Genomic DNA, 25,167 nt, shown 5'->3' with positions numbered 1-25,167 from the left:
AACCCTTTTCAACGCGAGGTGCGGGAGAAAAGTGAAGTTATCCGGGGGAGAAAAGTTGGCTAGGGTAATTTTCCTGGGTACTGCCGGGAGCACGTTCTCCGGAAGGAATATGCCGCCCTCACTGCTCGTCGACGGTGGGGTGCTCCTGGACTGTCCCGCGGCGTGCCCCTACGTGCTCGCAACGATGGGGCGTCTCGACGAGGTTAGGATAATTTTGCTGTCGCACCTGCACCCGGATCACTCCCTAGGCGTAGTCGAGCTTTTGTGGCACCTGTGGATCCGCGGGTCTGGTAAAAGAGTAGAAGTAGTGGGCCCTCGCGGGACGCGTAGGTTTTTCGAGAGGATGCTGGAGGTGTTGCACCCGGAGAAGTTCGAGACCATACTTTCGCACGGAGTCTTCCGGGAAATAGGCCCAGGGGATACCGTGGGCAACGCGAAGGCGTTCGAGGCTCTACATACGGTCGAAGCCCTTGCGTATAGGTTGACGGTTAGCGACCGCTCTCTCTGCTACTCGGGGGACACCTCTCCCAGCGAAAAGCTGGTAGAAGGCTTCGCGGGTTGCGACCTCTTGGTGCACGAGGCGACGTACCCGCCCGGAATGGAGGACGCGGCGCTGAGGGATGGTCACTCCACTCCAGTGCACGCGGCGACGATAGCGCTACGAGCCGGCGCGCGGAGGCTCGCGCTGGTACATCTACCCTACGCGAGGCTAGGCGACGTGGACGAGGAGTACCTCAGGGCGGCCCGCGCTATATTCAAGAACACCTTCATCCCCAAACCCTTTGAGGAGGTCACGCTCTAGGTGCGTCAACGTGGACGTAAGGCTTAGGCGCGTCGAGCCGGGCGATCTCTACTACATCGTGGAGCTAGAGGAGAAAGCCTTCGGGCCCGACGCCTTCTCGCTCGACTACCTCTTCTACCTCTACAACAGGTGTAGAGACTACTTCTTCGTGGCGGACTACAAGGGGCTCGTAGTGGGCTACATTGTCTCGTGTAGGGAGGGGAGCCAGCTCCACGTTCACAGCGTGGCAGTCGTAGAGGAGCTGCGCGGCAGGGGTATCGGCAGGAAGCTTCTCGAAGAAACGATACGCATAGCCCGCGAAAACGGGCTTAAGGCAGTATACCTAGAGGTGAAGACGACGAATACCCCGGCGCTTCGGCTGTACGAAAAGCTCGGGTTTAAACGTATAGGAGTCAAGGAGAAGTACTACAACGACGGATCGGACGCTTACCTCTATGCTCTGAGCCTGGAGGAAAACACTCCCGGAAACCTGCAGAGCTAGTACGACTTAGCGACGTATACTATTAGGCGCGCGGGGGCTCCGCACCAGGCGCAACGCCCGTAGTCTCCCTCCTTGAAGTCTATCTCGGTACCCCTGACCTTCCCGCCGTCGGTAGCTTCCTTCAAGTCGTCTGCGCACTCCTCCCGTCCACAGAAAGGCATTTTGACCATCTTTCCCGAGCGTAACGCCTCCTCGACTTCCTCTCTGCGCGTCGCCGTGACTATCCTGCTTTCGAAGAACTCCTTCGCCCTCCTCTTCAGCTCCTCGAGAATGTCGTTCTCGAGCTTGCGGATGTGGCTTATCAGCTCGCTGTCCGCGACCTTCTCCTTCACCCTCAAATCCCTCCTAAACACCGTGACCGTCCCTGTTTCGACCTCCCGTACCCCCACCTCTAGGCGCACGGGAACCCCCTTCAACTCCCAGTCGTTGAACTTCCAGCCCGGCGTGTACTCCTCCCTGGCGTCCAGGTAGACCCTGTAGCCAGCCTCCCTTATCATCGCCTCCAGCTTCCTGCATTTCTCGAGTACCCTCTCCTTGTCGGACTCCTTGTAGTATATGGGGACGATGACGACCTGTATCGGGGCCACGTTCATCGGGAGTACGAGCCCCTTGTCGTCGCCGTGTATCGCTATGAGTGCGGCGGTTATCCTCCAGATGCCGGGGCCGTAGCACGTCTGCCAAACGTACTTCCTCTTGCCGTCCTTGTCCAGGAAGGTAACGTTGAAAGCCTTCGCGAACCTCTGGCCGAGGTCATGCGTCGAGGATATCTGAAGCACCCTTCCATCCGGCATTATAGTGTCGGCGGCGTACGTGTCTTCAGCACCGCTGAACTTGTCCCAGGGAGGCCTCCTCAGGAACAAAAACGGGATCCCGAGCTTCTCCCAGATAACCTTCCTCGAGTTCTCCATGTCCTCGCGTATCTGGTTAAGCGCCTCCTCGTGCGTTGCGAACGCGTCGTGGGCCTCTATCCAGAGGAACTCCCTCCCCCGTATCAACGGCCTCGTATTCTTCTCGTTGCGGTACACGCTAACGCTCTGATAGAGTTTGAGGGGTAGGTCGCGCCAGCTCTGTATCCAGTAGGAGTACATGTAGTAGAAAGCGGTCTCGCTTGTCGGCCTAAGCGCCAGCCTCCGTTCAAGCTTCTCGTCGCCCGCTTGGGTAACCCAGAACACCTCCGGCTTGAAACCCTCGACGTGCTCCTTCTCCTTCTCGAAGTTCTCCTCCGGTATCACGAGGGGGAAGAGGACAGGCTCGTGCCCGGTCTTCTCCAGCTCCTCCTCGAAGAAGCGGTAAATAGCCTTTATGATGCGCATAAGCCAGGGCTTGTGGACAACGAAGCCTTGGACGTTGTAGCGTAGATCGACAAGCCCCGCCTTACTCAGTACCTGCGAGTACCACTCCGAGAAGTCCTCGGACTTGCTGACAGTGATCCCCTGCTCGCTCATAGCGCTGGTCGCGGAGACACAACAGTACAGCCTCTTGAAATTTTTTACGTCATAAGAATGAGAGTGCCAGGCAACCACCTCTCTCTTCGAGCACGCTCGCTACGACGTAGCTCTGCGAGAAACACTCCTTGACTTCACGAAGTACAAGGCCGAGCAGTAACCCAGAGCCTGGAAGCTCGCGAATCGCCTCGAAGAGCTGGGGGCAGAAGACTAAAGAGTAAGACCAGCAGGGAAAGGCGCCCGGCCCCCTCCTCCTAGCACTATGTGTCTAGACTTGTATTGCTCTAAGGCATCTCAGCTACTGGCCTCTCTACCGTGAGAAAAGCTTAAATCAGCCCCTTTCTTAACTTTTCTGGCAGGGCCGGTCGTCTAGTGGGAGGATGTCCGCTTGGCATGCGGGACACGCGCCTCTCTCGGGAGGCGCGGGCGCGAATGGTCCCGGGTTCGAATCCCGGCCGGTCCACCAGCTTCTCCCTAATCCTTATATCTGCGAGTAGAATGGTAGAGGGGGGTGACCTCTGTTGGAAGTCGATATTAGAAGGGTAGCCCTTAAACACGCGTTAGCCAACGCCGTTAAGTTCGGCGGAAAGGCTAGGGTGGACTCCGTTGTCAGCAAGGTGTTCGCCGAGGTTCCCGAGGCTCGCAAGGCGGCCAAGGAGGTCGTGGAGCTGGTCAAGGAGGTCGTAGAGGAGGTAAACTCCATGAGCCCCGAGTCTCAGGCCAGCCTACTCTCAGAGCTGTGGCCCGAGGCGCTCTCAGGTGAAAGGAAAGTAGAGGTGAAAAGGTTGCCTCCGCTTCCGGGAGCGGAAGAAGTGGGCGGGAAGGTCGTGACGAGGTTCGCGCCCAACCCTGACTTCGTCCTGCACCTTGGGAGCGCGAGACCAGCGATACTCAACTACTACTACGCCAAGAAGATGTACAACGGCAAGTTCATCCTGAGGTTCGAGGATACGGATCCGAGAACCAAGCGGCCTATGCCAGAGGCCTACGACCTTATACGCGAGGATCTCCGCTGGCTCGGAACGCCGTGGGACGAGGAGTACATTCAGAGCCAGCGCATGGAGGTTTACTACGAGGTGGCGGAGGCACTGATAAAGAGCGGAAACGCATACGTTTGCACGCATAGCCAAGACGAGATAAAGGCGTTCCGCGACGCCGGCAAGCCGGATCCCTGCTCGTTCCTCCCGCCAGAGGAACACATGGAGAGGTGGGAGAAGATGCTTTCTGGGGAGTACCCGGAGGGCGCCGCAGTGCTGAGGATAAAGACAGACCCCGCCCACCCCAACCCCTCTGTCAGGGACTGGATAGCCTTTAGAGTGCTCGACACCGAGAAAACACCCCACCCTCTAACGGGAGACAAGTACAGGGTTTGGCCTACGTACAACTTTGCCTGTGCTGTGGACGACCACATGCTGGGAGTGACCCACGTCCTGAGAGGCGAGGAGCACGCGGTCAACACCCTGAAGCAAGAGTACGTTTACAGGCACATGGGCTGGAAGCCTCCTGTAAGCATACACTTCGGGAGGATGAACTTGGAAGGCATGGTTCTCAGCAAGTCGGTCATTAGGAGGGGGATCGAAAAGGGGCTTTTCTCGTCTATAGACGATATACGCCTCGGAACTCTGAGGGCCTTGAGGCGTAGAGGGATACTGCCCGAGGCGATATGGGACTTGGTTCTGGAAGTCGGGATCAAGCCCTCCACGGCGCGGGTGAGTGTAGACAAGCTCCACGCTTTCAACAGGAAGTACCTAGAGCCGCGGGCCAACAGGTACATGTTCGTCCCAGAGCCCGCCAAGGTAGCCTCCATAGAGGGGCTGGAGGCCCCGATAACGGCGGAGGTCATAGTCCACCCCTCCTTCCCCGAGAGGGGCCGCCGGAGGATAACCTTCAGCAAGCCCGAGGTCTACCTACCCTCCGACGTGGCATCCTCCATGGTCAGGCTGATGGGGCTCGGGAACTTCGAGGTCGTCGACGGCGGTTCGAAGCTGAGATACCTGAACAACGACGTGAGCTTCGCGAAGAAGCACGAGCTACCCATAGTGCAGTGGGCCCCGGTAGAGAGCTCGGTGAGAGGCAGGGTGCTGAAAGCCGCGGGTACAAAGATCGAGGAAATCTCGGGCTACGGTGAGCCTAGCCTCGCCGAGCTCCCCCCGGGGGAGCAAGTCCAGTTCGTTAGGCTGGGGTTCGTCAGGGTAGAGGGGCCGGAGACGTATATATTCACGCACGATTAGAGGCCGAAGGGCTTGCCTTTCAGCACTTTTTCTGGTACCTTGTCCTTAACGGACTCGAGGAACTTTAGGTCTTCCTCCTTGTTGCGCATGTCGTCTGGAAGTATAACCGGTATCTCGTCCTTTATAGGCCACCATCTACCGCACTCAGGGCAGTAAAGCACACCCGTCGCCACTTCTACTTTAATGCACTCGTCGCACCCAGGGTCCTTGCCGTCGAGCTCGCTGACGTTTTTGCCCCTGAAGGCGCAGTAGAGCTCGCAGGCGGGTTTCCTGCGGAAAGTCACCTGCCTGTCCTTATACGTCCTCGTCTCTATGACGTAGAGCTCTAGTGGAAAGTGCTTGTCATACGGGCATGCGAGTAAATCCATGAGCCTGTACTTAATAGGCGATCACCAGCCTATGCCTACTCTAGCTCTCTATTTTAGGTTTATGCACAATCACTAGCTTTTTACAGCGGTGATCTTCGACCCTCGCGCGCGTGCACTTTATATACTAGTGTTAAACACGTGGTGGGTGCATAGTATGCCGACTATGAGAATAGCGGCCGTAGTACTCCCAGACCTTGAGAAGGCGCTTAAAGCTGGAGGAGCAGACATAGTCATAGCCGTGAACGACCCGAGAGAGGCTGAGAGGAGGATAGAGGAGATCGTTAGGGAGAAAGCCGCCGACTTAGTGCTCGTAGACGACGTTCTCGTCTCCATGATGGGGCGTGGAAAGCTTAAGGAGTTAAAGTACAGGTACCCCTACCCGGCGATAATAGAGCTTGAAACAAACAGGCTGAGAACGCCTATAGGGAGCTAGGCGCGCGCACGAGAAACCAGTTCGAGCACTTTAGGCTTGACGCTTTCCCTGACCTCCGCTATTTTCGCCTCCAGTGTAGCGTTGTAGATCTCCCTGCCGTCCCGCGAGACTATGACTACTCCCTCCGTGCAGCCAAGAGGATCCCCGATCTCCAGCCTGAGGCCGGGCTTGACCTTGGATAGCCTAGCCGCGACCGCCTCTACTACTTGCCCGACGATGCTAGCCGAGCCACGACAAGGGTGTACGACTAGGTCTGTTGAGGAGAGCGCGACTACTCCTTTCTCGAGGCTCTTCTCTAGGAACGTCCTCCGGTAATCGTCGTTGCCTAGGATTGTCTTCACAGCCTCCTCTATCGCCCTGTTCAAAGCCGACTCTATGAGCTCGTGCTTTTCCCTTATAGCTCGGTGCCTAAGCTCCAGCCTCTTCGGGGCTAGCTCAGCCATCGCTTTTTGCCGGTACTCGTTGAGCAACTGGTTAAGCTTCTCAGCCTTTATAGCCTCAGCCTTTTGAATAGCTTCCTCGACTATTTTCTGGGCCTCCTGCTCTGCCTCCTTTACTATCCGCCGAGACTCCTCCTCCGCTGCGCGTCTAAGCTCCTGGATTATGACTTCCAACAACGTTTTTTCCTCCGCCACGCCTCTCACCCGAGTATAGCCTCCAGTACGAGCCTCTTGATGGCTTCCTCGTTCTCCTCGAGGGCCCTTCTAAGCTCTTCCAGCTCAGAGGAGTACTTCTCCTCGAGTTGCTTAAGGAGCTCGCCCACTCTTCTCTGCTCCGACTCAATGAGCTCCTTAGCCTTGTCGTCGAGCTCGACGTTCTGCGCCTTCGAGAGTATTTCCCTAGCTTGAGCCCTCGCCCTTTCGAGTATTTCCTCAGCCCTCTTCTTCGCCTCCGCCACCCTCTGCTCGGCTTTCCTCTGTTCCTGTAGTATCACGCCGATGTCCAGCTCCTCCGCTAGCCTGGCGGGGTTTACTCCTCTTTTTTCGCCCACCTCAACCTCACCCCGAGAGCCATCGAAAGCTTGTTGTACAACTCCTCCAACCTACGGGTGGAGGCCTTCTCGGATGACGGAATCACTACCAAGAGCGGCGGCTCCTTAACGAAGCTCATCACCTGCCTAAGCCTCTCCGCCACGGAGGCGTAGACCTCGCTCTCCACTAGCGCTACCCGGCTTTCAAGTATCTTCGCTACAACCTCGTCCTCTTCCGCTTTTCCAAGCTTCTCCGGCACCCTGACGACCTCGAAGCCGAGCAACCTCAAAGAGTCCACGGTCGGCGACGACCCAATCACTACTACGCTCAAGGCCTCCACCCCCTGCTGACACCCCTCAAAGCCTCACTAAATATTAATAATTTTCTTTACGCCGAGCGTGCCGCGCTCAGAGCCCTCTCTATGTCTTCCCTTACGAGCTTCTCCAGCTTGTCGAGATCTTCCTTCGTGGAAGCCTCTATCGTTACCCGTATCACCGGCTCCGTGTTGCTAGCCCTCACGAGGAACCACCCGTAGTCGAGGTCTACCCTTACGCCGTCCGTCGTGTCGACTCTATCGTACTTGCCGGCGTAGTACGCCTTCAGGTACTCGACTGCCTTGAACTTAACCTCCTCGTTTACTTCGAGCTTTACCTTACGCATAAGCGGCATCGGCTCTACCAGCGCCGAGACGGGGCCGCCGAGCTTTTCGAAAGCCTCCAGGAACTGTAGCACAGCGAGTATCCCGTCGTCGAGGTTAAGCCCGCCGTACGGCACGTAGTGACCGCTACTCTCCACTCCCAGTACGAAGCTCGACTTCATCGACTCGAAGATCATGTGTATGCGGCCAACAGGTACCCTGACTACCCTCCCGCCCCTGCTGGCAACGTACTTCTCCACCATGCTCGAACACTCCACGTTGGCGATAACGTCCCCCGGCTGGGAGCCTTTCAGGATCACTACAGCCGCTTGCTCCGGGGCCAAGGGGTTGCCCTTCTCGTCGAAGAATATCGCCCTGTCGCCATCGCCGTCGAAAGACACGCCCAGGTCTGCCCTGAAGCGCAGTACAACGTCCTTGAGGTACGCGGTGGACTCGAGGGTAGGCTCCGAGCCCCTCACGGAGAACAGGGGATCAACGTCGCAGTTTATACCCACAACGTCGTAGCCGAGGCTTCTCAACAGCCGCGGCACGATTAGCGACGCTGCGCCATTCCCGCAGTCCACGACGACCCTGGTTCTACGGCTACTCGTCTTGCCCACCTTTAAGAGGAACTTGTAGTACTCGTAGAGAACGTCCCGGTGCGTGTACGCACCCTCACTGCCCGGCTTCGCCCACTCGAGGTTCCCGGCTGCAACCTCGCCCAGCTTTTTGAGGTCCTCCTCGCATATCGGGATGCCCCGCGGCTTGAAGAGCTTGATCCCGTTCCACTCCGGGGGGAGGTGGGACGCGGTTACGTAGGCGACGTGGTACTCCAGGTGCTTCGTAGCGTAGATCGCCATGCCTATTGGGCCCGTGCCTCCGTCAACTACGTTCGACCCGCTACCCGCCAGGCCGGCAGACAGCGCGGCTTTAAGTGCCGGCGAGCTCGACCTGGTATCGCTACACACGCAGTACTCGCCGGGGAAAAGCCTCGAGAGAGCGTTCCCGATGGCAACTGCGATGGCAGGGTTTAAGTCTACGCCGTAGACACCCCTTATGTCGTAAGCCCTGAAGATGTGAGCCGGAAAACTCACGGATCAAAGTCGGAGATGCTCACTATATATAGCTTTTTTTAGGGCGCACATGAGAAGTGGTGGACCGGCCGGGATTCGAACCCGGGACCTCCGCCGCTCTCGGGATCGAAGCCCCCTTACGCGACCCTTGCGAAGGCGGTTCGAGGGGAGAGGCAATCCTCCCACTAGACGACCGGCCCTGCCAGAAAAGATAAGAGAAGGGTTAATTTAAGCTTTTCTCGAGCGTCAGGAAAGACGGCTACACGCCGCTAGCAAGCTGTTGCGCGCAATAAGGAAATGCTTAAAGCGTGCTTAGAAGTCGATGCTTTGGACTCTCTTAAGCGCACGGTTGGGCGCGGCGTACGTATGCGTGTAAGGGATGTGCTGAGGGGTAAGATACCGGAGAACCTCCTACCCTTAGTGCCGTCCAGTTTCGACGTTGTTGGGTCTAGGGAGGCGGCGGTCGCGATAGTGGAGCTGCCGGACGAGTTGCTTCCCTACAAGGAGGCAATCGCGGAGGCCATACTCCAAGTTCACAAGAACGTTAAGGCCGTCTACAGGAAGCTGGGAGGACGCGTGGGCGAGTACAGGGTCCGAGAGCTCGAGCTCATAGGAGGCGAGCCTATAACCGAGGTTGTCCACAAGGAGCATGGGTACAGGTTGAAGCTCGACGTCACGAAAGTGTACTTTTCGCCGCGAGAGGCTACGGAGAGGCAGAGGATTGCCCGCCAGGTGAAGCCCGGCGAGACAGTCATGGTTATGTTCGCAGGCGTGGGTCCCTACGCCATAGCGATAGCGAAGGCCCAGCCCCGCGTGGAGAAGGTGATAGCAATCGAGCTGAACCCGGCGGCGTACGCTTACATGGTTGAAAACGTGAAGCTCAACAAGGTTGAGGGGCTCGTGGTGCCAGTACTGGGGGACGTGCGGGAAAAGGCGAGGGAGTGGTACGGTTCGTGCGACCGCGTAGTGATGCCGCTCCCCAGGGGGGCGTACATGTTCCTGGACGAGGCCGTAAGGTGCCTCAAGAGCGGGGGCGGGTGGATACACTTCTACTACTGGGACCGCGAGGACGACCTCTTCGCGAAGGCGTTCTCTCTGGTAAAAGAAGCCGCGGAGAAGCACGGGTTCAGGGCGGAGCTCAGAGGCGCCAGGATAGTATCCCCGTACTCGCCTCGAACATACAAGGTTGCAATTGACGTGTTGCTATCGAGCCCTTAAAGGCGTGAAGACGTACGTCCCGCTCATCAGCTGGTGATACGTGGCCTCCGGGTTGTTGTAGTAGTCGCGAACCACCCTGCTTACCTCCTCGTAGCGGCGTATATTGTTCCTGACGAGTGTCTCTATTATCGCCTTCCTCCTGGCGATCTCCTGGTATACGTCGCCCAGAGGTATGTACCTCTCCTCGGCTATCCTCCTCAGCATCTCGCTCTCGCCGGACCTCTCTATCCTGGCTGTGACAGGGTTGTACCTGAAGACTTCCCTGAAAACCACTGTTTTCGCGGACTCGTCTATGCCTAGGGCTTCCTGCACGCTCACAACCCTCCTGACTATTCGGTCCCCGATTTTTAACCTCTTGATGAGTATGTAGACGTTCATCATGGGTAGGAGGAAGAGCGGGACCTTCATGGGCTCCGATACGAGGCGCTTCACAGCGTAGTCTATGCTCTCGGCGTGGAGCGTGCTCATACCCGAGTGCCCTGTGGCTATCGCTTGGAAGAGCGTGAAGGCCTCCTCCCCTCTTATCTCGCCTATTATCAGGTAGTCGGGCCTCATCCTCATAGCGCTCTTCAAGAGGTCGAAGAGGTCGACGTTGCGAACCCACTCCTCGTGGCTGGGACGCGTTACCAGCGGTACCCAGTTCTCGTGGGGTAGCCTCAGCTCGGGCGTATCCTCTATCGTGACTATCTTCGCCTCCGGGCGTATGAATGTGGCTATAGCGTTCAGGGTCGTCGTCTTCCCGCCCGCGGTCGCGCCAACTACTAGCACGCTCCTATAGTTCTCCACGAGGTACCAGAGGTAGGCTGCGAGCTCCTCCGAAACTGTCCCCGCGGCTACGAGGTCGACTATGGTGAATGGAACTTCCCTGAACTTCCTTATAGTGAACGTCCCTCCCCTGCGGGATACCTCTTCCAGCGTCGCGTGGAGCCTAAAGCCCATCGGGAGAGAGCCCTCCACTATCGGTTGCGCGACGGATATCTGTCTCCCGGCGCGGAAGCTGAGCTTGAGTATAAGGCTGGCGAGCTCGCCGGGATCCTTGAACACTATGTTCGTGGGGAGCGACTCGTACCTCCTGTGCCAAACGTAGACGGGTGTACCTAGCCCGTCGCAGGATATATCCTCCAGCTCCACGTCCCTTAGAAGAGCGTCTATCCTCCCGTAGCCGAGCGTGTCCCTCTTGATGTAGTACATGTACTTGTCTAGGGCCTCGGGAGGCACGGGTATCTTGTGCTTCTTAATCACGTAGTTCACTTCGTCTTCGAGGTACTTCTCCGGGGCGCTACCCAGAGCGCCTAGAGCGGAGTCTACCTTCCTAGGAGCGTACTCCAGTAGAAGCCTCTTTATTCTTTCAAGCTTCTCCACGTCGTCGCTGGTAAGTGGGGGCTCCACGAGCCTGTACTCAAGGCTACCCCCACGCTTCTTCACGATCATAGCGTACGCGAAGGGGGGAGTCACGGGGTAGTACTCGACGAGCACCTCCCCCTCTTCAAGCCGAGGAAGACCTACCAGCTGAGACACGTTTGCCCGTAGTATAGCCGGTGCAACTTCTACTTAAAGCTCGCGCAACGAGCCTTCGGGTTTTTACACGCAGCCTCGGCGCCCCCTCACAGCTCTCTCCAGGCGTGTCTACAATAATAAAAACAAAGTTTATGTCTTCGCCGGCTTAACGATAATATTAGTGTTGTGTCATGGCTGGCGGTGGCACCGCGCGCCTGGAGGCTTCAGAAGTTGAGCTCCTGCGTAACCTTGCACGGGCGTTGCAGGATCTAGTTGTGTACCTCGTGGAGAGCAACCTAGGAGAGATAAGCATCGAAATCGGGAAAAAGGATCACCCGGTTAAGAGCATCGCCGACAAGTACAGAGTGCCGCTGGACACACTGCTAGAGGAGGGGGTGAAGAGGGGTTTCCTCAAAGCCTTCCCGGCTGACAAACTCGTCTTCTGCCCAAAGTGCGGAGGCTTCTCCTTCAAGGTCCGCTACGCATGCCCTAACTGCGGCTCGTTCGACGTGGAGCGGAACACCTTGTTTAGCCACGTGACCTGCGGCTTCATCGGGGTACTTGAAGAAGCCCCGAGAACGGTTACGGGGAAGGTTCAATGCCCGAAGTGCAAGCGCGAGCTAGTTAGAGAGGGGGACGACTGGGTCAAGCTAAGCTCCACGTGGAGGTGTAGGAGCTGCGGCACCAGCTTCAGCTACCCGGTTGCATCGCTGGAGTGCGCGTCCTGTGGGGAAAGGTTCGACGACAAGCGGGCCGAGTACAGGGCCGTTATGCGGTACTCGGTGGACAAGAAGGCGGTCTCCGAGGCCTTTTCCCAGATATTCAACAAGAGGGTAGCGGAGGTTCTAGCATCCCAGGGGTACGTCGTAAAGCCGGCCGCTGAGGCTACGGCTATGAGCGGAGTTACGCGGAAAGCCTCCCTTATAGCCGAGAAGAGGGGAGTGAGGCTCTACGTTCACAACATATTCCCTCGCGAAGGTAACGTCGAGAGCGCTAAAGACGAGGTCTTCAACGTCTACGGATCCGCTCTCGACGACGCCACGAGGAGGATAATCGTGGCTGTGAACACGCCGACCCAGGTGGCCAGGCGTCCCGAAAACGTGGAGACGATTGAGGGTAGGAGCCTCGAGGAGGCAATCCGGAAGCTACAAGAAAAGCTACGAGGGGAGAAGTAGCCGTGGAGGTCTTCTTTCCGGCTAGGAAGAGGTGGCTTAGAGGCAAGCATGCGCCCGCAAGGGTAACGGCTTCCGCTACGCCGTTATCGGGCGACGCGTACCTGGTAAGGGTTGTTAGCAACGGCGACGAGTACCTGCTACCCGTGGCTCGTTGCTCGTGTAGCGAGAAGTACGCGGTAATGCTTGAAGGCTCGATGTTCTGTGAGGCGGAGTACTGTCCGGGTTTCCTGGAGGAGCTCCTCTCGGGGCGCTTCGAGGCGGTAAAGCTTAGGTTGTTCGATGATTTCGAGGGGCGCGCCGTGCTCGTAGGCGCTGTAGCAGAGGACGCTACTAACCCGCACGTTGCGTACGAGATCGGGGGCCGGAAGGTGCTCTTAAAGGGCTACAGGCTACTGCGGCGCGATAACCCGGAGCCCCTGTTCCTGGAGTACCTTAGCGGTAGCGGCGTAGCGCCGAGGCTCTTTGCAGCCTACAGTTATGGGGGGTACACGCTCGGAGTGTTTATGGAGCTTGTAGAGGGGGCCGTCGACCCGGGCTCCGTGCTCTATGCTACAGCCGTCGATGTAGCGAAGGGGGTGGGAGACTCTGCCGCGCAACGGGACCTCCTCGGAAGCATAGGGGAAGCGGTCGCGGGCTTCCACTTAGCCATGGAGAGGTGCACCTCGGACTGGTGCGCGCCGTCACCCGTAGTCGAGAGCGACGTTGAGCTGTGGTACAGGAGAATGCTCTTCTACTTACAAAGCCTCGCAGAGGTTGTCCCGGGGGGCTGGCTCTCGGAGCTTAGACGCCGCGTCGAGGGGTCCCGGGAATACCTCCAGGGATTCGTAGGCTCCACGAAGCTAAGGATTCACCAGGACCTGCACTTTTCGCAGATGCTCTTCAAGCCCCCCGGAAGGGTCTACTTACTCGACTTCGAGGGAGAACCCGGAAGACCCCAGGAGTTCTCGACTGTTCTCGAGCCCGCCGCTCGGGACCTTGCATCCCTGGCGAGAAGCCTCTCATACATAGCTTTCTTCTCGTTAAAGGAGGCTGAGGAGCTGAGCAACGAGCGTGTGGTCGAGGAGTTCGTGTCGGGCAGCACCGGCGCCAGGAGGCTACTCGAATGGAGCCTCGAGGTGCTCGAACGCATACTTGGTTCCTACGCGTCCAGGGTTCACCGCAGGCTGTTCCCAGCCGACCCAGGATCCCGCCTGAGCCTGCTACACCCCTGGGTCTTAGAGCGCGCGCTCTACGAAGCCTACTACGAGAAGATGTACAGGCCTGAGAACGTCTACGTAGCCCTCTCCACCGCTATCGCGTACCTTCGCTCGGAGAAGTTCGGCGAGTAGCGTCGGCAGGCTACGCCATCGCCTTCTCCGCCAAGAGGAACGAGAAGGCCACGATGGCAACCTGTATGTCTGCGTGTATGAGCCCGGCGGAGGCCTTGCCGTGCCGCATCTTCCCCGCTATTAGCCCGCCGAAGAACGCTATCATCACTCCTGAGTAGTACATCACCGCTGCGTAGACGCCGGGGTTTATCTTACCCAGCGCCCCGGGTATCCCCTGTAGCCTGCTGAGCGGCATTACGAAGACGTAGAGGATTGTTAAGGAGAGGATTACGTAGAGTATCGTAGCCGCATAGATCGTTAAGACGTGGGGGTTTATCGTCGTGGCGCGTTCCTCCTCGTAGCTCCTGATGGCGCCGAATATCTGCGCCGAGGTTTCCAGGGCGTCTATTACCTTCCCACCGCTCTCGTACGCCGTTAAAAGTATGGATCCCAGGCGGTCTAGGCTCGGTAAGCGGTACCTCGAGAAAGCCCTGGCTATGGCTTCCTGGAACGTTACCCCCATCTCCGTCAGGAGAACGACCTGCCTCAGCATCTTCCCTACTTCTCCCCCGAGGGTTTCCGCCACGCTCGACAAGGCCTCCGGTAGCGTTAGCCCAGACCTCACGGCCTCAGCCAACCCCTTGAAGAGTTCCGGTAAAACGCTCTCAACAGAGCGCGTAAACGACCTGTTCAAGTAGTCAACGAAGGCGTACGGCAACGTGAAGAGAACAAGCGAAAACGTTACGAGTACGTTAACCCTGAGCGAAGTGACCAGGTAGACTCCCCCCGCGTTTTGGATGCTGGACAGCAACTCCCCCCTGAAAAGAGAAGCTACGAGAAACAGTGGCACCGCGCCGAGCATAGCCCCCACGGCCAACAACATAAGCCTTCGCTGAGGGGTCATCTCGATGTACGGCAAACAGGCACACCCATGTCCGTAATACCGCGCGCGTCAAAAACCTTTCTTTTAAAGCGGTAGACACTCTCAACCCGCGCCCGACAAGAGACTTTAACTCGCGCGCTACGCGAGTTTAGCGTGCGTTGCGAAGGAGGGGGCCCGGGCGCCTATTCCCTGCCGGTCTTACTCTTTAGTCTTCTGTCCCCAGCTTTTCGAGGCGATTCACGAGCTCCCAGGCTTTGGGGTACTGTTCGGCCTTGTACTTCGCGAAGGCTATCAGTGTTGCTCGCAGAGCCACGTCGTAACGGGCGTGCTCCATCAAAGAGGCATGTGTAACCTGGTAGTACTCCTCGCTTCCCATGTTAACCACCCGGACGTCCCAGCCCTGAGCGCGCGCCTCCTCCACCCAGCCCAAAGGCACAGCTTCGACCGCGATCCTCGCGTAGACATGATTCCTCGTAGAAATGTAGACTAGGTGTAGCCTAGCCCCCGCTATCTCGGCGTAGAACGGGTTCTTTCTCTGACCGTCTCTCATACCTCTCTTTTGCGGCAATCCGTAGCCGACGTAGAGGAAGTGTTTAATCTTGGCGCATCTCGTCACTAGTGATACGAACTTGGTGTACTCTGGTGCTAGCTCGACGGCAAGCCTAGCGTTGACAACGGCGCTCTCGGCTGGGAGGTAGAGAACCTCGTTGCCTATCCTGAAGAAGAGCACCCGAATCCTCAGAAAGAATGTGCGTAGCCCGTCTCCCAGGAAGGCTGTGTATAGAGCGACCGGGTCTCCCTGTAGCACCCTGCAAGCATCGATAAGCTGGCGGAACTCCGCTCGCTTCGCCTCGCCGATAAGCATGGAAGCCCAGCCTAGCTCATCAGCGTAGCCGTAGATGAGCACCTTCCACTCAATGCTCGTCCTAGTACTGCCGAGGACTCCTGCCGTGACACCTATGTCAACGTGGTGCTTGGAAAGGTTGCGAGCGTGGCTGGGAGTTGCCACGGTTGCGTCGTGGCGAAGCGCACGTCGCTGAAGCGCCCATGAGGGGGTGTCACATCCGTAAGGATCCACCCCCTCTGCAGGCTTCTAAGCACGTCTGGCGATGTACTCACGAGTACCTCCGGGAACTCTGACTCAACTCAGTAGCCTTCCAGTGGTACGCGGACGGACCAGCCATGCGTAGGCTTCGAGACCCTCACATACCAGTTCTCGTGCGGCACGTATACGCGCCAGTGCTTTCCATGCTTCTCAGCTCTAAGACCGTCCTCGGTAGCGTCGACTATCGACTGTAGCCTATCGCGTAGCTCCATCGCCACACCTCCCTCTCTCGGCTTCTCGTCGTCTCCCAGTAGTAGGTACTTCCTCGCGTCGCAGTCAATGAACCTGTAGAACCCGGGTAGACTTCGTCCGGCACAACCGTGTAGCCGTTTACGAGGAACCTGGTGAAGTCCCAGTCGACCTCGGTCACAGTGTCGAAGAGGCCGCGGTAATGAACATTGCCCCTCTTCTTCTTACCCCTGGATCTCCTCTTATCCTCTGTTCTGGTGGCATACAAGCTTAGAGCCGCACGCCTCCACGTCTCCTCCCTAACAGTCTTCTCGATTTCCTCATACCCCATCATATCAACCATATTTCACCCCTCCTTAAATGGTGGAGGGGGCGCCCTACGCGGGCGCGGCATCAGGGGTCAGCGTGGCGGGAGGGAGGCGTGAGCGGTGAGCGCTACGGGTAGTGAGCTCTTCAAAATGAAGCACCGAAAGCTGTGGGCGTCCTGAGAGTTGCTCCGGGCGGGCCCGCTGGGGCTAGGTCCCGCCCGCATTGCCCGGCCTCCCGGGAAGGCCGGCGCTGCTCGCTAGGGGCGACCGTCACCTTCCGGCTCATCGTGTCGGGCTTCACGAATCAGCCCCTAGGCCGGTCTCTCCCCGGTTGGGGAGAGACGCCCCAGCCCGGGGCTGGGGCCCCAGAGCCCCGCCTCCCCCGCCGCCCCCGCGTGTCTAGAGCGCCTGGCCCGGGCCTCCCCGCGGACCACGCCCCCTCGCGCCCGGGAGGGCCACCCCACTCCGGGCGCTCCTCGGACCCCTCCCTGTCGGGGAGGGCCCCCATTGATGGGAGGGTGAGGAGACACGCGGGAAAAAAGATATTTTTGGCTAGCGGGGAGGGGCAGGGTTTCTCCCCTAGGCCTAGTCTTCGCTCGGCCCCCTCCTCTCCCATCCTCCCGCGGCCGGACTTCTGGGGGTCATCGCTCATTTTTGGGCCGCGGGGTTCACATGTGAGCGTACAGCCCAGGGGCTTTCTTGGTGTCGCCCCCGGGGTGTTAGCGCGGCTTCACTGCTTGGCCGCGACCGATTACTTCGTGGTAATTCCAGTATTTATTGCCTGCGTGTAGCCGCCGGTTTGCAAACCAGGGAGGATGTCGGGGTTCCGGGCCTTCCCCGGTTTACAAACCCGGGAGAGGGTTGAAGCCGCGGGGCTTCCCAGGTTTACAAACAGGGGTAAGTGTTGAAGCCGGGGCGTCCTCCCCGGTTTACAAACGCGGGGAATGAATACTCCCCGCTGAACGGTAATTGGGCGGCGTTTTCCCCGGCCGCCGCCTCGCTTGGTCTACTCGCGCGGGACCTCCACCGAGCTCGCCCGCCTTGTACTCTTCCTGCGCGCCACGCTTTGGGAAGTTCACGGTTGTAGTTGCGGCGGGCGCGGATACAAGGCTTGCCCAGTACTTGCTAGTAAATGCTAGCAGTGCTAGCAAACACTGGCCAGCTTTTGCTAGCAAACACTAGCAATGCTAGTAAATGCTGGCGCGCGCCTCTACGAGGCTAGGCTCGCAGAAGCCTTGGACGCGATAGAGGAGTTCCTAGCCTCCGTGCGAGGCATCCCGCAAGTCGAGGAAGACGAAGAGCTAGCGAGAGAGCTTGAGGAGGACGTCGAGGAGCTGAGAGAGCTAGGGCTAGCGTAAAAAACTCGCGCGCGTGAAAGCCGTGCTCGCCGCCTACAACTTCTTGGGCAAAGTCTTTCGCGATCAACGAAGAATGAGTTGAAAGCTATGCGGTGGAGGCGCCACCATCTTCAACCAGCGACAGTAATATATCGCTGGTTAACTCATGATTGGCTTGTGAGTATTGATCGTGTGCGCGACGAGGAAGGAGAGCCCGACGAGGTGGAGATAGTCGAGGTTGGAGAGGGGGATGTAGCGCTACTTCTGGCGGCACTGAAGAGACTAAACAACGGCGTGTACGCCCTAAAGGTTACTCTCGACTTTCTCAACACCAGGGTTGGAACTTTGCAGGGACAGATAAAGGAGCTTGAAGAAGCGTTGAAGTCCCACTTGGAGGCCTTCCAAGCTGAGAACTCCAGGCTCGCGGAGAGCGTCAACAGGGTTTCACGCGAGTTTAAGGAGGGGACGGACACTTTAACGAAAAACGTACAACTATCGCTGGACATGTTCCTGGAGAAGCTCTCCGGGGAGCTTACACGCTTAGAGGACACTTTGTCCACGATAACCCAGGACGTCTCGGCGGTAATGTCGAAGCTGAAGGAAGTCGAGCTCGTCTCTACGGACGCTGCTACCGCTGTAAAGTCGGACGTAAACTCCTTGAGGGGGAGTATGAGCAACGTTGAGCTCGCGTTAAACGAACTATCCCAGAGGGTTACCCGCCTAGAGGAGAGCCAGCTCGCCGCACTTAGACAATACTCGCTCGAACTCCAAGAGGTATCGCTTAAACTTACCCAGGTGAACCAGTTGCTACAGAAGCTCCTCGAGAAAGAATCTAAGGAGCCTACTGGCTAGGCGCCTCGACGCCCTGCCCCCTACCCAGAACCTCGGCGACAGCCTTTTCGAGCTTCTCCGCGTCTGTCTTCGCGAGCTCCTTCTTGGAGAGCGCGGCGGCGCCGCGCTTGCCCAGGGCGTAGAGCGGCTTGTAGAGTGTGAGGAAGCGCCCGCCAGCAGCGTAGAGAACCTTCACGTAGTCTTCCTCGGCGAGCTTTTGAAGAACCGCGTCAAGCTCCTTTGAGAAAGCAGCGTCTTGAGAGAAGCTAAACCCCATGTCGACGCCGTACTTCTCCTGGACAATCCTGACTAGCCTGTGTAAAGCCTTCCTGGAGATAGGTCTCCCATAGACCTGCAACAAGTAGAGGAGTTTTCTCTCCCTAGCGTCCAGCTTCGACGACACAGAAACCGCCTCCCCCCTCTCTGAGCTCTAATCTTTAAAAACTTTTTGATTTTGTGAGCTCTAACTTTTTAACCGGCGAGTACACCGGGAACTGGTGCGCGCGAGTGTGCGTATATGCGAAATATGCCTCGAAAAGCCCGGGACCCACACGTGCCCGGTGTGTGGAAGGAGGGTTTGCGAGGAACACTTCGATGCAAAGCTGGGAGTTTGTAAGGCGTGTTCTGAGACGATGTGCCAGGTCTGCGGGCAACGCTTATCCATAGGTAACTGCAAGTACTGCGGAAGACTCGTATGCCATAAGTGCTCCGTAGAGGAGGGAGCGGCGTTGGTTTGCGTGGAGTGCGCTCGTAACAAGCGCCAAGACCGCGGGCTTCCTCGACGATGAGTACGATTCGCGAAGAAAGCGGGGTAACAGCCTTTAGGCAGTTACTTGTAGGTAAGCTTGTGCATGCCCTTACTTGAACCCACCTGCTTCAACGGAGAGTAATCGTTGAAGTAAAGCTTGAATGTGACCTGCGATGGGTCCATACCTGCCTTTCTCAGCTCGCCGCGTAGCTTGGAGAGAGCGTTCTCGGCGGCTTTCTTCAGGAGTTCTCCGTGCTTCTCCACATCGCTCCTCCTCTCCATGTACACCCTTCTAACGGACACGCCGACGTAGAGCTTTCCGATGTAGGAAGCATTCAGTATTATCAGCGAGGCTAGCAGGACCAGGTAAGACAGCACTATGTTGACGTTTAGCAACATTAGTATCAAGGCGGTTAGGGAAGCCACGAAGGAAGCTACGAACATGTAGGTTGAAATCCTGTCGGCGCGCTCTATCTTCCTGAAGTCTGGGTGATTAACGAGTATAAGCGCTATCTCGCGTAGAGAGGACTTAGTCTTCTCCCAGAGCTCGTCTTCGAGGCCCGCCCGGGATATTAGTCTTATGGTATCGCTTGTATTGAAGAGCCGTAGCGCGCGTATGGCGTCGAGGTCCTCGACTATCCTTTTCAATAGCTTAGCTCTTTTCTGCGCCTTCTCGCGAGGAGACTCGTACGACATTGCGGTAGATACTGGGCACTCACTCAGATAAAGATTCTCCGCGCGCTACAACAGTACCGGCAGGGCTAATAGTAGGGTATCAGAAGCAGAGGCACTCTCTCTTCACTCACTCTGCTCGTCTCTTCCTCATCATCAGGGGAATGAATCTCACGCAACGTAATAAGTCTGACGAGCACGCGCGAGTCACATGTGAGTTATCCGAGCCATGAGTCCAGCGTCCTCTGGCCGCCTCCCTCTAGGAGCCCTCTTAGGAAGCGGAAGTCTTCTTCGAGAACTTTCCTCATGGCCGGGTTGTAGAGCGCGGCTGCCGGGTGTAGTGTCGGAAACACCGTTACCTGTCCCCACTCCGCGTTAACCGTGTAGGCTTTACCCCTAACGCTCATTATCGAGTCGACGCTCATACCGCGCATTCTCAGAATGGTTTTCGTGCTGTGCTTCCCAAGCGTCACTATGAGCCTCGGCTTAATAGCTCTGAGCTGGGCGAGGAGGTAGGGGAGGCAAGCCGCGATCTCCTCCTCTCTGGGCTCCCGGTTGTTGGGAGGCCTGCACTTCACGACATTCGTTATGAAGACCTCTTCCCTCGAAAGCCCCGCGAGGGAGATGAGCTCCGTGAGCAAGGCGCCGGCCGCGCCGACGAATGGTCTTCCCTGGAGGTCCTCGTTCCTCCCCGGAGCCTCCCCTATGAAGACTACTCCCGAGCAGGGGTTCCCCTCTCCGGGCACTGTGTGCGTTCTAGACCTGCTGAGAGGGCATTTCTCGCACTTCGCTATCTCTCCGGCTATCTCTTCGAGCGCTCTTAACACATCCCCGCACGAGGCGTTGCTACCGGCAGGCTTCTTCCCGCTCATCGGGTACCCTCGCTTCCGCCGCTCTCCAAGATCTCGAGTCGAGCGTCGCTCCTGGTCACCGTTAACCTGGCGGTCCTACCGCTCAGTAGCTCGCTTACAGCGTCTAACCGTGCGCCGGACATCATCGGTATGTTGCTTATCAGGCACCCGATAACGGTCACCTCGTCGGCCGAGGACGTCACTATGCCGGCCGGGGCGAGCCCCCTCTTCGACAGTCTTAACAGGATGTACGACCCGACAGTGCTTCCCTTGCTGTAGGGGAACACCAGGATCTTTCCCGAAACGCTTTGGCCGTAGAGCGGGTGTCCTTTCTCGACCACCAGCCCCGTGAACGGGTCAACGCCTCCGAGGAACGTTATGGGGGTGCGTGACACGAGGAGAGGTGCTTCAGCGTTCCCCTCAACCACAGGTCTACCCGTTACTATCGTGCCGGCTCACCCCTGGACGAGCATCTCCAGTAGCTTCCTCCTGGGCAGGAGCGCGACACTGTAGCCCTTCGACGCTAGGTAGAAGGCAGCCTTCCCGGAATCCGTCGCGACGCTCCGCGAGGCGTACGCCCCTAGGTTGGAAACCACCATGCACGTATCGGCGAACAAGTGTATATTCAGCTTTTCTAGGCGGTCGCTTCGAAGCCTCGAGGCAACCTCCCTGCTCGTGTAGAGGTACACCCGGGACCTGGGCCTACCTTTTCTCTCGAACCATTCAATGATAGACGCAACCTCCTCGTAGCTCAGATGTGGGCACCCGAGCACGACTGCATCCCACCCGGAGCCCCCGTACTTCTCTAACTCCGCCTTGACGTCGTCCACGCCGATTTTCTCAACCTCTCCTGGCATGTCCCCGGGGGCTTCGGGCGAAACTCCATCTATGAGAACCATCCCGGTCCCCCCGGTGGCTCCGACTGCCGCCAGAAAGAGCTTTAATTCCTCTACGTCTTTTCTCTGTAGGCCGAGCCCGCGGACCAGGGGGACACGGTTCCCGGCGAGCCTGCCCACGATGAGCCCGGCGACGGAGAAAAGTCCGTTTTCCGCGATGTACCTCGAGCTCTCCGAGAAGTCCACCACGAGGGACGGTCTCCTGTTCTCGTCGAGGTGCAACCCCGAGAGGGGTGCCCGCCCGGCTATAGCCTCCATCAGTGCTAGTGGTCCCCCATCCCTGTTCGTCCTGGCGCCGATAACGCTGTTCGCGAAGAGCACCGCGTTGCTTTCAGACCACGCGAGGTGGTCACCCGGGGAAATGTCCTCGTAGAGGTAGGGGGTGCACGTCAAGGTAACCTTCGCCCCCATCCTTCTAAACGCGCCCACTATCCTGAGCTGTTTCTCCACATACGACTCGTCTACGCCCATCTTCCTCCACAGTTCCAGGTCTACAGCGCCGGGATTCACGGTTGTAGGGACGGAGAATCTCCCGCCCTTAGCGGCGAGCCCCTCCAAGAACTCTAACCCCTCGTCTCCTATGTTCTCGTAGGAAACCCCGGAGACGTGTGCATGCTTAATCTTCACGAGCCTTTCGGCGGAGAAGATCTCCGCAATCTTCACAACTATCCTCATAGCGAGGGCTACAGCCTCTCCGAGCTCACCTTCGAGCATCCTCTCCTCGAACTTATCGAGGTACATTCGATGCCACCGCGCATCCTCCGTCACTTTAACGCGCGGGGATATTACGCTTTTTGCGTTATTTCTGCTATTCGCGCGCGGGCTTTTAACGTGGAAACCGGGGGAAGGCTCCCCTCTCGCGGCGTACAACCACGCGCGCATAAACGTTAAGTACCCGGTTCTCTTTTGGTGAGTTGTGCGTGTAGAGAGGGGTTTAGCGTATTCGAGGGTCTTCGCGCTTCTAGCTGTGTTACTCTTTCTCGCATACGCTGCCGTGGTTCTAGCGGAGCCTTACGAGAAGTGGGTTTTAGCCGGGAGGATTCTGGGTAACTCCTGGAGCCTTGACAAAGCCGTGGTGAGCCCCGGGGGGAAGTTCTTAGCGGTAGTGTACCGCGAGTCGGGAAAAACGAAGATAGGGTTGTTCACGTCCGACTTGGCGCCTGTAGGCACGCTAGACCTGTCGTACATCTACGGGGCAGACGCGTTCTTCATTAATGACACGCACTTACTCGTAGCCAAGAACTACAATAACAACGCAGGCGTGCCCGAAGCCTCGCTGACCCTCTACGACGTTACGAAGGGTAGGGCAACGCTCCAGGTAGTTCTTCCCGGGACACAGCTATCCGGCATAGGGAAAGCCTTCGTCGCGGGAAGGGTTCTCTACGTTTTAACCCCCAAGTACATACTGGGCATAGACGTTCCGACCTCTAGGCTCTCGTTCATCGAGTCCCCGATAAACAGGGCTCTCCAGCTCTTAACCGTAAACCAGAGCGTAGTCTCCTTGACTATCGAGACTCTCTGCCACGTTTGCCTCTCGCTGAACGAGAAGGTTGTAAGCATACTCCGGGGAACATCTAAGGAGAACTACACATACTGTCACGTCTTATCTCTGGTTCGTGTGGGCGAGTACCTGGGGATAGTCTTCGACAACAACACGATAGGTGTCTATAGGATTGACCCTAAGTTCTCCTATGTAAAGTCTATTCGCTCAGAGATCGTGAGTGCCTCCGTATCGGCCCCGGAGTACATGTATATCTACAAGGTCCAAGCGCCAGACCTCAAGGTAAGGTTAACAGTCTTCGACCCGCAGAAAGCGGCGGTTTACGAGGTCCTCCTTCCGCTTAACTACAGCAAAGGGGACGAGCTACGCTTTGCGGTACTCGACAGCGGTTTCTTTGTAGTCGCCAACGGAAGGCAGTTCGTTGCGGGGAACTTCACCAGCGGTAGAGTATCCCAGGCTATCTACTCGAGCCTCTCCTCGATACAGGATTTGTCTGTAGCACCCGGTGTCATCGTTGTACGCGACTACAGGGGGCTCGAAGTGTACAAACTGCTTCAAGAGCCGCGTAACAGTACCCTGATGCTGGAAGTCGTAAACGAGGAGGGCGAACGCGTAGACTCCTTCACGGTGAAGGTTAATAACACAGAGTACAGGGGGCGTGGGGGTACCTTTAACCTGTCCCTGCCAAGAGCTGTGTACTCTGTAACCGTGGAGGCTCAGGGCTACGTGCCGAGTACGTTCACCGTTAACCTTTCCTCCAACGAGTACCGCAGGGTCGTGCTGGAAAAAAGAAAGGTCACGGTCAGGGTGCATGGCGAGTCGAATGCTGGCCAACCGGAGTTGTACCTTCTCAGCGGCGCCCGGGAGGTTGCGAGAGGTGTCGGGTATCTCGAGGCGAGGGTCGTGCCGGGCGTGTACACGCTGAGGGTTATCTTCCTGAACCAGACCCGCGAGTGGACGGTAACAATCACTAACGACACGGAATTCTTTTTCTTCGGCTTCAGCCAGGTAGCCGCGCCGAAGCCCAGCGAGCAGTTCTCGAACGCTACAAGCGGAGGCAACAAACCGCTACTCGTCGTCGTTTATGGGTCTGACGCTTGCCAGGAGTGCAGGCTTACGAAGCAACAGCTGAGCAGGCTGGGAGTCAACTACACCTACAAGGAGACTTCCGACAGGAAAGTGCTGGAGGAGTACAAGGAGCTGTACGACGCCTCGGTGAAGGGGTACCAGTACTCCATACCGTTCACGCTCGTATTCAAGGGTCAATGCCTAGTAGCGGTAGTCGTGGGGGCCCAGAGCGACGACGCGTGGAGAAACATACTGAACCTCGAGTGCTCCAATACAACCCTCGTGGTGTACGGGGAGAGCAGGACGAGAATCCCCCTCAACTCGACCTTCTTCTACGCGGTCGTCACGAAGGGCCTTGTAGCCCCCCTTAACCACTCGGCGGAGTCTCAGGCCAGCGTGTCGCAGACAGCCCTGCTAGCCCTGGTCGTCGCGCTGGCGGCTCTAGACTCCGTAAACCCGTGTACTTTCATGGTCTTCTCCGCCCTGCTACTAGCGGCCTCGGCGTTCTCTGGGAGGAGGAAGGCTGCTACAACCGCCGCAGCATTCATACTGGCCGTCTACCTGTGCTACTTCCTGCTGGGCCTCGGCCTCGTAAGGGTAGTTGCGAGCCTACCAGTGCTTAGGTTCCTTCTCGTAGCCCTCACGGCACTCATGGGGGTATACATGCTACTTAAAAGCCTAGGGATTCAAGGCTTCGTTGCCGGGGCGTTGACCCCCCTTACTTCCATCAAGCCTCTTCGAAGTCTCTCCGAGAGAGTGAATACCATTCAGAAAGTCCTACTCGAGGAAGCCCGCAAGGGGAGTATAGCGCTGGGCTTCGCCGCGGGAGCGCTTGTCAGCTTCACGTTGCTTCCCTGTAGTAGCGGCCCCTACCTCGTAGCCAGCGTGTTGCTCGCAAGGCTTCCAGCGCTCACTGGGCTCGCTCTCCTTGCTGTGTACAACCTAGTGTTCGTGCTACCACTAGTAGCGATAGCCGCCGCCGTGATACTCGGAGGTCGCCTCCTCCTGGCCTTAGAGTCCTCCACTCTGAAGATAAACCTGGCGAGAAGGCTTCTCGACGCGTTGCTCGGGGTAGCGCTCCTCCTACTCTCGGCGTGGATACTCTACGGAAGCATTTTTATATATTCCTAGCGCGTAACT

The 25,167-nt window shown here is 57.7% G+C and carries 23 protein-coding genes, 2 tRNA genes and 1 pseudogene; 11 read left to right on the top strand and 15 right to left on the bottom strand.

The genetic code is table 11. The annotated features are described in order from the left end of the window. Nucleotides 1-55: 55 nt before the first annotated feature. Both TPEN_RS04230 and rimI read left to right on the top strand, forming a co-directional pair. Complete coding sequence (locus tag TPEN_RS04230) at nt 56-802, top strand: MBL fold metallo-hydrolase (RefSeq protein WP_148677936.1); 747 nt, start codon at nt 56-58, stop codon at nt 800-802. A gap of 10 nt (nt 803-812) precedes the next feature. After that, nucleotides 813-1,283, top strand: coding sequence for a ribosomal protein S18-alanine N-acetyltransferase (gene rimI, locus TPEN_RS04225; RefSeq protein ID WP_011752484.1), 471 nt, complete (start codon nt 813-815; stop codon nt 1,281-1,283). On the opposite strand, the gene proS is transcribed toward rimI, so the two are convergent. Further along, entirely contained in the window at nt 1,280-2,728 is a 1,449-nt protein-coding gene (proS, locus tag TPEN_RS04220; protein ID WP_011752483.1) for a proline--tRNA ligase, read from the bottom strand. The two genes, rimI and proS, sit on opposite strands and share 4 nt — an antisense overlap. 358 nt (nt 2,729-3,086) lie before the next feature. Here proS and TPEN_RS04215 point away from each other — a divergent pair. Both TPEN_RS04215 and TPEN_RS04210 read left to right on the top strand, forming a co-directional pair. Continuing rightward, nucleotides 3,087-3,194 (top strand) — tRNA-Ala (locus tag TPEN_RS04215). 55 nt (nt 3,195-3,249) lie between these two features. Further along, entirely contained in the window at nt 3,250-4,959 is a 1,710-nt protein-coding gene (locus tag TPEN_RS04210; RefSeq protein ID WP_011752482.1) for a glutamate--tRNA ligase, read from the top strand. Here the strand turns inward: TPEN_RS04210 and TPEN_RS04205 are convergent. Next, nucleotides 4,956-5,342 (bottom strand): Trm112 family protein, encoded by a 387-nt coding sequence (locus tag TPEN_RS04205; RefSeq protein WP_148677934.1) that lies wholly within the window; start codon nt 5,340-5,342, stop codon nt 4,956-4,958. The two genes, TPEN_RS04210 and TPEN_RS04205, sit on opposite strands and share 4 nt — an antisense overlap. Before the next feature lie 139 nt (nt 5,343-5,481). Between TPEN_RS04205 and TPEN_RS04200 the strand changes: the two genes are divergently transcribed. Further along, nucleotides 5,482-5,760 (top strand): hypothetical protein, encoded by a 279-nt coding sequence (locus tag TPEN_RS04200; protein ID WP_011752480.1) that lies wholly within the window; start codon nt 5,482-5,484, stop codon nt 5,758-5,760. On the opposite strand, the gene TPEN_RS04195 is transcribed toward TPEN_RS04200, so the two are convergent. The 5 genes from TPEN_RS04195 to TPEN_RS09830 form a co-directional block, all read right to left on the bottom strand. Continuing rightward, complete coding sequence (locus TPEN_RS04195) at nt 5,757-6,395, bottom strand: V-type ATP synthase subunit E (RefSeq protein ID WP_187146357.1); 639 nt, start codon at nt 6,393-6,395, stop codon at nt 5,757-5,759. The genes TPEN_RS04200 and TPEN_RS04195 overlap by 4 nt on opposite strands. A gap of 5 nt (nt 6,396-6,400) precedes the next feature. Then, a complete protein-coding gene (locus TPEN_RS04190) occupies nt 6,401-6,751 on the bottom strand; it encodes a hypothetical protein (protein ID WP_011752478.1) in 351 nt (116 codons plus the stop codon). After that, entirely contained in the window at nt 6,730-7,062 is a 333-nt protein-coding gene (locus tag TPEN_RS04185; RefSeq protein ID WP_187146356.1) for a V-type ATP synthase subunit F, read from the bottom strand. The genes TPEN_RS04190 and TPEN_RS04185 overlap by 22 nt, the downstream gene beginning before the upstream one ends. Nucleotides 7,063-7,118: 56 nt before the next feature. Further along, complete coding sequence (locus TPEN_RS04180) at nt 7,119-8,462, bottom strand: phosphomannomutase/phosphoglucomutase (protein ID WP_011752476.1); 1,344 nt, start codon at nt 8,460-8,462, stop codon at nt 7,119-7,121. A gap of 57 nt (nt 8,463-8,519) precedes the next feature. After that, nucleotides 8,520-8,641, bottom strand: a tRNA-Ala gene (locus tag TPEN_RS09830). A gap of 166 nt (nt 8,642-8,807) precedes the next feature. Between TPEN_RS09830 and TPEN_RS04175 the strand changes: the two genes are divergently transcribed. Beyond that, the gene (locus tag TPEN_RS04175) at nt 8,808-9,659 is read left to right on the top strand and encodes a class I SAM-dependent methyltransferase (RefSeq protein ID WP_011752475.1); all 852 of its coding nucleotides are present in this window, start codon (nt 8,808-8,810) and stop codon (nt 9,657-9,659) included. Here the strand turns inward: TPEN_RS04175 and TPEN_RS04170 are convergent. Next, nucleotides 9,645-11,177 carry a type II/IV secretion system ATPase subunit gene (locus TPEN_RS04170; RefSeq protein WP_011752474.1) on the bottom strand — a complete coding sequence of 511 codons (1,533 nt, stop codon included), beginning with the start codon at nt 11,175-11,177 and terminating at the stop codon, nt 9,645-9,647. The two genes, TPEN_RS04175 and TPEN_RS04170, sit on opposite strands and share 15 nt — an antisense overlap. 170 nt (nt 11,178-11,347) lie before the next feature. On the opposite strand from TPEN_RS04170, the gene TPEN_RS04165 reads away from it, so the two are divergent. Continuing rightward, nucleotides 11,348-12,331 (top strand): TackOD1 domain-containing metal-binding protein, encoded by a 984-nt coding sequence (locus TPEN_RS04165; RefSeq protein WP_011752473.1) that lies wholly within the window; start codon nt 11,348-11,350, stop codon nt 12,329-12,331. A 2-nt stretch (nt 12,332-12,333) separates the two neighbouring features. Beyond that, nucleotides 12,334-13,659 carry a hypothetical protein gene (locus TPEN_RS04160; RefSeq protein ID WP_011752472.1) on the top strand — a complete coding sequence of 442 codons (1,326 nt, stop codon included), beginning with the start codon at nt 12,334-12,336 and terminating at the stop codon, nt 13,657-13,659. Between the two features lie 10 nt (nt 13,660-13,669). Here the strand turns inward: TPEN_RS04160 and TPEN_RS04155 are convergent, their stop codons facing one another. Beyond that, nucleotides 13,670-14,557, bottom strand: coding sequence for a type II secretion system F family protein (locus tag TPEN_RS04155; protein WP_011752471.1), 888 nt, complete (start codon nt 14,555-14,557; stop codon nt 13,670-13,672). Nucleotides 14,558-14,726: 169 nt separating this feature from the next. Beyond that, a pseudogene (locus TPEN_RS09825) lies at nt 14,727-16,158 on the bottom strand (hypothetical protein). Nucleotides 16,159-17,307: 1,149 nt separating this feature from the next. On the opposite strand from TPEN_RS09825, the gene TPEN_RS09960 reads away from it, so the two are divergent. Beyond that, nucleotides 17,308-17,481: a hypothetical protein gene (locus tag TPEN_RS09960; RefSeq protein ID WP_011752469.1), complete on the top strand. Its 174-nt coding sequence runs from the start codon at nt 17,308-17,310 to the stop codon at nt 17,479-17,481. Nucleotides 17,482-17,637: 156 nt separating this feature from the next. Next, a complete protein-coding gene (locus tag TPEN_RS04140) occupies nt 17,638-18,312 on the top strand; it encodes a hypothetical protein (RefSeq protein ID WP_148677933.1) in 675 nt (224 codons plus the stop codon). Here the strand turns inward: TPEN_RS04140 and TPEN_RS04135 are convergent. From TPEN_RS04135 to TPEN_RS04115, 5 genes are all read right to left on the bottom strand, one after another. Next, nucleotides 18,302-18,694 (bottom strand): hypothetical protein, encoded by a 393-nt coding sequence (locus TPEN_RS04135; protein ID WP_011752467.1) that lies wholly within the window; start codon nt 18,692-18,694, stop codon nt 18,302-18,304. The genes TPEN_RS04140 and TPEN_RS04135 overlap by 11 nt on opposite strands. Before the next feature lie 426 nt (nt 18,695-19,120). After that, nucleotides 19,121-19,735: a hypothetical protein gene (locus tag TPEN_RS04130; RefSeq protein WP_011752466.1), complete on the bottom strand. Its 615-nt coding sequence runs from the start codon at nt 19,733-19,735 to the stop codon at nt 19,121-19,123. A 194-nt stretch (nt 19,736-19,929) separates the two neighbouring features. Next, on the bottom strand, nt 19,930-20,583 hold the full coding sequence (udg, locus tag TPEN_RS04125; RefSeq protein ID WP_011752465.1) for a type-4 uracil-DNA glycosylase: 654 nt from the start codon (nt 20,581-20,583) through the stop codon (nt 19,930-19,932). Further along, on the bottom strand, nt 20,580-20,990 hold the full coding sequence (locus tag TPEN_RS04120) for an aconitase X swivel domain-containing protein (RefSeq protein WP_011752464.1): 411 nt from the start codon (nt 20,988-20,990) through the stop codon (nt 20,580-20,582). Before TPEN_RS04120 ends, udg begins: the two co-directional genes overlap by 4 nt. 27 nt (nt 20,991-21,017) lie before the next feature. Continuing rightward, nucleotides 21,018-22,199: an aconitase X catalytic domain-containing protein gene (locus TPEN_RS04115; RefSeq protein ID WP_011752463.1), complete on the bottom strand. Its 1,182-nt coding sequence runs from the start codon at nt 22,197-22,199 to the stop codon at nt 21,018-21,020. 175 nt (nt 22,200-22,374) lie between these two features. Here TPEN_RS04115 and TPEN_RS04110 point away from each other — a divergent pair, with 175 nt between their 5' ends. Continuing rightward, nucleotides 22,375-25,158: a cytochrome c biogenesis protein gene (locus tag TPEN_RS04110; RefSeq protein ID WP_011752462.1), complete on the top strand. Its 2,784-nt coding sequence runs from the start codon at nt 22,375-22,377 to the stop codon at nt 25,156-25,158. Nucleotides 25,159-25,167 lie beyond the last annotated feature (9 nt).

Origin of the sequence: Thermofilum pendens Hrk 5, from assembly GCF_000015225.1 — an archaeon.
GTDB classification, from domain to species: domain Archaea; phylum Thermoproteota; class Thermoprotei; order Thermofilales; family Thermofilaceae; genus Thermofilum; species Thermofilum pendens.
The sequence above is the reverse complement of the archived record's forward strand: the minus strand, read 5'-3'. Positions and strand labels throughout refer to the sequence as shown.